The sequence below is a fragment of the Flavobacterium sp. genome (assembly GCF_043720215.1).
GTDB lineage: Bacteria > Bacteroidota > Bacteroidia > Flavobacteriales > Flavobacteriaceae > Flavobacterium.
Map to the genome: position 1 here is coordinate 1 of NZ_JAYSSZ010000254.1, position 7,445 is coordinate 7,445.

The following is a 7,445-nucleotide window of genomic DNA, read 5'->3' on the forward strand; positions in this document are numbered from 1 at the left end:
CAACCCGAATGGAGTAAGAAAGAAGAAATGACACCACTTATTGTCGATTATGTGATGAACAACCCAAAATGGAGAGTATCCTTGCAAACACACAAATATTTAAACATTCCTTAATGACAAACATAAAACTAATTATTATCTTACTTTTTATAGGGATGTCAAATCCTAATTTTGCACAAATAGGAGGTGAAGATGAAGTGTACCTTAACGGAGATTATACAGAAGCGAAATTTAATGGTGGTGGAATTGAAAAATTTCATGAGTTTGTAACAAAAGGAATAGATTATTCTAAGATGACAAAATCTGGTAAGATTGTTTTAACATTTACTATTTCCGAAACCGGAGAAATGAAAAATATTAGAATTTCAGAATTTCCAGACATTACAATGGCTACAGAAGTTTTGAGAGTAGTTAGAACTGCGCCAAAATGGCAATCAGCAAAGCGAGGAGGAAAATCGCTTAGCATAAATATTAAATTTCCCTTAATTTTTTCAAATAAGAAAAACTAAAATGTAAGAATATTGAATTACAAACATTTAGACACTTTTTCATTTCCAAAAAGAGACCTAGTTTATATTATTTAGAGTTCCTTTATTTCGTCTATAAAAAACAACCTTTCAACGATTTTATTTTTTTATTAATAAAATTAACAATACGTTTACTAAAGTTTTAATAATCAAATCATTAAAACCTATTTTTTGCCCCCAATGAAAATAACTTATATGCTGTGTTTTGAAGTTGATTAAAATAGAATTTAACCAAAATACCACACATTATGAAAAAAATTCTGCTAATAGCGTTTGCTATATTTGCAACCCAATTTATGTTTGCTCAGGCTTCATTGAGCGCAATCAAAAGTCTTCCAATCAATTATGAAGATGCTGAAGTTAAACCTGAATTTCCAGGAGGTCACAATGAATTCATGAAATTTATTGGAAACAATTTTAAAACTCCTGAAGTTGAAGGACTTTCAGGTGATGTTAAAGTTAGTTTTGTTGTAGAAACAACAGGAAAAATTACCGAAATTAAGATATTAAAAGATATCGGTTCAGGAACTGGTGATGAAGCAAAAAGAGTCATTTCAAAATCTCCAAATTGGACTCCTGGTGAACAAAATGGGAAACCAGTTCGAGTTACATTTCAATTACCTATTACAATAAAAGGTTACTAATTATTATTCAATATTGAAAAAAATCTCATTCATATACTAATGAATGAGATTTTTTTAACTAAATGATTTTGAGTGATTTATAAATACTAATTAATATTTTTTATTATTAAAATATGTAAGAATTTTTAGATATAATTTATTTTTTTCAGCATTTCATCGATTTTATTTTGCAATTCAGCGATTTCAATATATTATTGTAAAGAAATTACTAAGCCCCGGTAATATTTACTAATTTTTTAATTAATAAATTATGAAAAAAATTTTGATTTTATTTGTTTTTGCATTATGCTCAAACTTATTATTGTCTCAAACATCAACCAGGCTAACAAATGAAGTACCTGTTCAGTATGAAGCTGTGCAAAACAAGCCTGTTTTTCCGGGAGGAATACAAGAGTTTATGAAGTTTGTAATGAAAAATTATCAAGCGCCAAGTACAGAAGAAGACGAAGAGGTTGTAACTGGCACACTTGAAGTAAGCATTGTTATAGGTATCGACGGAAGTATTAGCCAAGTAGACATCCTTAAAGAAGTAGGAAAAGCTGGAAAAGAAGTAAAAAGAGTTTTGGCAAAATGTCCTAAATGGTCGCCAGGAAGCAATAATGGAATTGCAGTTCCTGTTGTATACAATTTCCCTATAAAAATTCAATAATTAGAATTTTAAATAGTATCAAATCCCATCATGCTTTGCAGATGGGATTTTTTTATTTACATTAGTTTCAAAATAATAGCTAATGAAATCTCAATTTCTCCTCGACAAATCAATCACATTCCTAAATCATGGTTCCTTTGGAGCCTGTCCAAAACCAATTTTTGAAGAATTTCAACGATTTCAATTAGAATTAGAAACCGAACCCGTACAGTTTATTCAAAAAAAGCAAATTGGATATTTAAAAGCTGCAAGAGAAAGTTTAGCAAAATATATAGGTTGTGAAGCTCCAGATTTATACTTCACTCCCAACCCAACTTTTGCAATAAATACTATTATGAGAAGTATAGACCTGCAGGTTGGAGATGAAATCTTGACCACAAATCACGAATATGGTGCAATGGACAGAACTTGGAATTTCTATTGTAAAAAATCTGGCGCAAAATATATTCGTCAAAAAATTAGTTTACCAATTATTTCTAAAGAAAAAATTTTAGAAGAATTCTGGAAAGGTTTCACTTCAAAAACTAAAGTAATTTTCCTTAATCAAATATCAAGTGCTACCGCTTTAATTTTCCCAGTAAAAGAAATTTGTGATAAAGCTCAAGAATTAGGATTAATCACTATTATAGATGGCGCACACGTTCCTGGACACATAAATTTGAGCATTCAAGAATTAAATCCTGATTATTACACTGGAACTTTACACAAATGGATGTTAGCTCCTAAAGGGAGTTCATTTTTGTATGTAAAAAAAGAATTTCAAAATGATTTAGATCCGCTGGTAGTTAGTTGGGGTTACGAAAGTATAGCTCCTGGTGAAAGTCAATTTCTAGATTATCACGAAAATCAAGGAACAAGAGATGTTTCTGCTTTTATTTGTACACCTGCAGTAATTAATTTTTTAGAAAAAAATAATTGGAAGCAAAAATCATCAGAATGTAAACAAATAGTTTTGAACAATTACCAACGTTTTTGTGATTTATTAGGAACGCAACCTATTTGTCCAATTACAAATGAATTTTTAGGACAAATGGCAAGCATTCCTGTCAAAACTGATAAACCACAAGAACTAAAAGATGTATTGTATGATAAATACAATATTCAAATTCCTGTAATGCCACTTAATGGAAATGTCTATATTAGATATTCTATAAATGCATATAACTCGCAAGAGGATTTAGATGTTTTGTATGCAGCTTTAGAGGATATAATTGCAACTACAGATTTAATTAAAACGTAAGTCTAGCCAAATAATCATAATGTTCTCCTTCCATAACTAATTCACATTGTAAACCGTTTGCATTTGCCGCATTTTGAAGCGTGTTGTAATCTAAATACAACCAAGGAAAAGTTTCTTCCGTTTCTCCTTTATATTGAACTGTAAAAGTGAGCTCCCCATAATAACCATCGGCAGGAATAAGGAAACTTCCATCTTCATCTTCGTCGAACATATAAATAATGTCGGAAGAATCTATTAATATTTGTCCGTTTGGATTTAATAAGGATTTTAGTTTCTGAAGGTATTTAGACGTTTCTTTTAATGTTCCGAAAATACCAGTTCCATTCATTAAAAGTAAAATTGTATCGAAAGTTTGCTTCGTCTGTTCGCTTTGGCTCGAGTCATTTTCAATATCTAAAACATTTTGAACTCTAGCTTTATGTAATCCACGAAGCTGACAAGCTTTAATAGCATTTTTAGAAATATCTATAGCAGTAACATCAAAGTCTTTTTCTTGCAAATAAAGCGAATGACTTCCTCCTCCACAACCCACATCCAAAACTTTTCCTTTAGCTAAAACTAATGCTTTTTGTTCTAATTTTGGCATCTCTTCATGTGATCGAAACAAATAAGAAACACTCATTTCGTCGGCTTCAGAAATAGACGTTTCGGTAATTAAATCTTCTGGATAATTATTAGTTTGGTAATCGAGTATGGCTTTTCCAAAAAGATCTTTCATTATAAGTTTATTCGTTTATGCGGTTATTTGTTCATTCGTTTTCTATAATTTTGCATTTCATTCATCAAATAAACAAATTGACAAATCCACGAATTGACATTTTAGCTAAAGAAGCCAAAGATAAGCATATAGAAAACAAAAAGTATTTTGTAAAGCTAAAAAATAAGCCGCCCAAAAATTTAGATTATGTGATGCAAGATTTGCATGATGCCGAATTTAAGAAAACCAATTGTTTAGATTGTGCTAATTGTTGCAAAACTACTGGCCCGCTTTTTACGAGTGCTGATATTGAACGTATTTCGAAACACCTGCGCCAGAAACCACAACAATTTATAGATCAATATTTACGAGTAGATGAAGATCAGGACTATGTTTTACAAAGTGTTCCTTGTAATTTTCTAGACCAAGACAATACTTGTTTTATTTATGATGTTCGCCCTAAAGCGTGTAGAGAATTTCCGCATACAGACAGGAAAAAATTTAATCAGATTACGGATTTAACATTAAAAAATGTTGCCATTTGCCCAGCCGCTTTTAATATTGTCGAGAAAATGAAGTTGAAAATGCCTTTGTGATTTAAGTTTTTACATTCCGCTTCTAATGGCTTCAACAGGATCTAGTTTTGAGGCTGAAATAGCTGGTAATATTCCTGAAATTAAACCTATAAAAGCTGCTAAACCAGTTCCTAACAATACATTTCCTAAACCAAGTACAAACTCAAAGTCGAGTGCATACGTTAGTATTAAAGAGATAAACCAAACCAAAAGCAAACCAATTATTCCGCCGAAAACAGACAAAATAATAGCTTCAAACAAAAATTGAAGTAAGATAAATCTATTTTTTGCGCCTAACGATTTCTGAATTCCAATTAAATTTGTGCGCTCTTTTACTGAAACAAACATAATGTTTGCAATTCCGAAACCGCCAACTAATAATGAAAAACCTGCAATTATCCAGCCAGCCATATTCATAAAACTGATAATTTCATCAATCATATCGGTTGCTCCTTTAAGAAAATTAACAAAGAAATTGTCTATTTGGTCAGATTTTATTCCTCTAAAATTTCTTATTTTTTGGGTAATTTGAGCCTTAAGATTCTCTATGTCAATATTTTTATTAGGTTTTATAATAATAATTGGCTCCATCGTTTCATTATTATCACCAAACAAACTTCTAATTTTGTTTACTGTTGGATAAATCGTAGTGTCAGGGTTAGCCCCAAAACTTACCATCCTATCTCCTACTTTTTTCAGCACGCCTACAACTCTAAACCGCTGACCGTACAATCGTACTTCTTTACCAATTGGCGAAATTCCATCAAACAAAGACTTAGCGATATCATATCCAATTACAACTGTGTTTTCTCCTGAATTTGATTCTTGCTCACTAAAAAAACGTCCTTCGGTAAAATCTAATTTTTCAATTTCAGAATATTCATAAGTACATGGAATTACAGAAATAGAACTTACAGTTTTAGATTCAAATTTTATATTTTCTCTTCCAGCATAAAGCTGATAACAAACCGTTTGCACATCGGTCAAATTATTTTTTAATAATTTATATTCTTCATAGGTAACATTAGGAAATTGCTCCATTTTCCAATCTGGTATCTCTGATGGTCCAAAACAATATTTAAATAAAAAAATAGTGCTATTATCTAAACTTCCTATATCTTTTTTAATTTTTCTATCTAAAGAATCTACGGCTGCTAGTACTGCAATGATAGAGAAAATACCAACTGTAACGCCTAGTAAAGACAATAAAGTACGTAATTTGTTATTCCGCAATGCATTAACAGCAAAACTGAAACTTTCTTTTAATAATCGGATGTAAACTATCATAGGAATATTTGTAACGTAAAATTGACTAATTATCATTTAAAAACCTAACGAAAACTAGATATAAACATTAGTGTAAATTTTTAAATTTTTGTTACAATCTTATCTTAAAATTAATTACAAAAAAACTACTTTTGCAAAACAAACTACAACATCACAATGAATACTACAAAAACAATTAAATCGGCACTTATTTCAGTGTTTGACAAAACTGGTTTAGAGCCAATCGTAAAAAAATTACACCAACAAAATGTTACCATTTACTCGACTGGAGGAACCGAGGATTTTATAAAAAACCTAGGCATTCCTGTCGTTCCTGTTGAAGATGTAACATCTTACCCATCGATCCTTGGTGGACGAGTGAAAACTTTGCACCCAAAAGTTTTTGGCGGAATATTAAACCGTCAAGACAATGAGACTGATGTGCAACAAATGCAAGAATACAATATTCCGCAAATTGATGTGGTTATTGTCGATTTGTATCCGTTCGAAAAAACAGTTTCTTCTGGCGCGAGTGATGCCGATATTATCGAAAAAATTGATATTGGTGGCATTTCATTAATTCGTGCTGCTGCAAAAAACTTCAAAGACACTGTAATTATTCCTTCTGTAAACGAATATAATTTGTTTTATGATATTATTTCAAATAATAACGGACAAACCACGTTAGAAGAAAGAAAGCAATTTGCAACCAAGGCTTTTAATGTTTCATCTCATTATGATTCAGCGATTTTTAATTATTTTAATAAAAATCATGAAGAAGCTGTATTGAAAATTAGTGAAATAAAAGGGGATGTGTTGCGTTATGGAGAAAATCCACATCAAAAAGGGTTTTTCTTTGGCGATTTCGATAAGATATTTACAAAATTGCACGGTAAAGAATTGTCATACAACAACTTATTAGATGTTGATGCTGCAGTAAATTTGATGAACGAATTTAAAAATGACGCACCAACATTTGCCATTTTAAAACACAATAATGCTTGCGGAATTGCGACAAGAAAAACAATGAAAATTGCTTATCTTGACGCATTAGTTGGAGATCCTACATCAGCATTTGGTGGCGTTTTAATTGCTAACGGGAAAATAGATTTGGCAACAGCTGAAGAAATAAATAAATTATTCTGCGAAGTAGTTATTGCTACAAGTTATGATGAAAATGCCATCGATTTATTAGAAGAAAAAAAGAATAGAATTATATTAGTACAAAAAGATATTGATTTACCTAAGACTTCTGTTAGAAGTTGTTTAAACGGAGTTTTAGTTCAAGACAAAGATTTAATAACCGATGATATTAGTCATTTAAAAACCGCAACAATAACAGCACCTTCAAAAGAAGAAATTGAAGACTTATTGTTTGCATCAAAAATTTGCAAGCATACAAAATCAAATACAATCATTTTAGCAAAAAACAAACAATTATGCGCTTCAGGAACAGGACAAACCTCGAGAGTTGATGCATTGAACCAAGCGATTGACAAAGCAGTATCGTTTAATTTTGAGCTAACAGGAGCAGTAATGGCAAGTGATGCATTTTTCCCTTTTCCGGATTGTGTAGAAATTGCAAAAAAAGCAGGAATAACAGCTGTAATTCAGCCTGGCGGATCTATAAAAGACGAATTAAGCATCAATTATTGTAATAAAAATAATGTTGCAATGGTATTTACAGGAATTCGTCATTTTAAACATTAATTTTATTACTTTTGTACAACAATTATTATAAACAAATTTAACCCTGACAAAATATGGGATTTTTTGATTTCATGACCGAGGATATTGCGATAGATCTTGGTACAGCAAATACGCTAATTATTCACAACGACAAAGTT

8 protein-coding genes and 1 pseudogene are annotated in these 7,445 nt (G+C 30.9%); 7 read left to right on the forward strand and 2 right to left on the reverse strand.

From position 1 onward, the window contains the following. The 5 genes and pseudogenes from ACHZC3_RS11010 to ACHZC3_RS11030 all read left to right on the forward strand — a co-directional run. Positions 1 to 114: pseudogene (locus tag ACHZC3_RS11010) on the forward strand (7-carboxy-7-deazaguanine synthase QueE); the annotation flags it as partial. Further along, positions 114 to 509 (forward strand): energy transducer TonB, encoded by a 396-nt coding sequence (locus ACHZC3_RS11015; RefSeq protein ID WP_394759905.1) that lies wholly within the window; start codon positions 114 to 116, stop codon positions 507 to 509. The pseudogene ACHZC3_RS11010 and the gene ACHZC3_RS11015, both read left to right, overlap by 1 nt. A gap of 266 nt (positions 510 to 775) precedes the next feature. Then, entirely contained in the window at positions 776 to 1,171 is a 396-nt protein-coding gene (locus tag ACHZC3_RS11020) for an energy transducer TonB (protein ID WP_394759906.1), read from the forward strand. A gap of 250 nt (positions 1,172 to 1,421) precedes the next feature. Further along, the gene (locus ACHZC3_RS11025; RefSeq protein ID WP_394759907.1) at positions 1,422 to 1,820 is read left to right on the forward strand and encodes an energy transducer TonB; all 399 of its coding nucleotides are present in this window, start codon (positions 1,422 to 1,424) and stop codon (positions 1,818 to 1,820) included. Positions 1,821 to 1,902: 82 nt separating this feature from the next. Further along, positions 1,903 to 3,060 carry an aminotransferase class V-fold PLP-dependent enzyme gene (locus ACHZC3_RS11030; RefSeq protein WP_394759908.1) on the forward strand — a complete coding sequence of 386 codons (1,158 nt, stop codon included), beginning with the start codon at positions 1,903 to 1,905 and terminating at the stop codon, positions 3,058 to 3,060. On the opposite strand, the gene ACHZC3_RS11035 is transcribed toward ACHZC3_RS11030, so the two are convergent. After that, positions 3,050 to 3,778, reverse strand: coding sequence for a class I SAM-dependent methyltransferase (locus ACHZC3_RS11035; RefSeq protein WP_394759909.1), 729 nt, complete (start codon positions 3,776 to 3,778; stop codon positions 3,050 to 3,052). The two genes, ACHZC3_RS11030 and ACHZC3_RS11035, sit on opposite strands and share 11 nt — an antisense overlap. Before the next feature lie 77 nt (positions 3,779 to 3,855). On the opposite strand from ACHZC3_RS11035, the gene ACHZC3_RS11040 reads away from it, so the two are divergent. Beyond that, complete coding sequence (locus tag ACHZC3_RS11040) at positions 3,856 to 4,353, forward strand: YkgJ family cysteine cluster protein (protein ID WP_394759910.1); 498 nt, start codon at positions 3,856 to 3,858, stop codon at positions 4,351 to 4,353. A gap of 9 nt (positions 4,354 to 4,362) precedes the next feature. Here ACHZC3_RS11040 and ACHZC3_RS11045 read toward each other — a convergent pair whose 3' ends face one another. Continuing rightward, a complete protein-coding gene (locus ACHZC3_RS11045) occupies positions 4,363 to 5,619 on the reverse strand; it encodes an ABC transporter permease (protein WP_394759911.1) in 1,257 nt (418 codons plus the stop codon). A gap of 156 nt (positions 5,620 to 5,775) precedes the next feature. Here ACHZC3_RS11045 and purH point away from each other — a divergent pair, with 156 nt between their 5' ends. Continuing rightward, positions 5,776 to 7,308 carry a bifunctional phosphoribosylaminoimidazolecarboxamide formyltransferase/IMP cyclohydrolase gene (gene purH / locus ACHZC3_RS11050; protein ID WP_394759912.1) on the forward strand — a complete coding sequence of 511 codons (1,533 nt, stop codon included), beginning with the start codon at positions 5,776 to 5,778 and terminating at the stop codon, positions 7,306 to 7,308. Positions 7,309 to 7,445 lie beyond the last annotated feature (137 nt).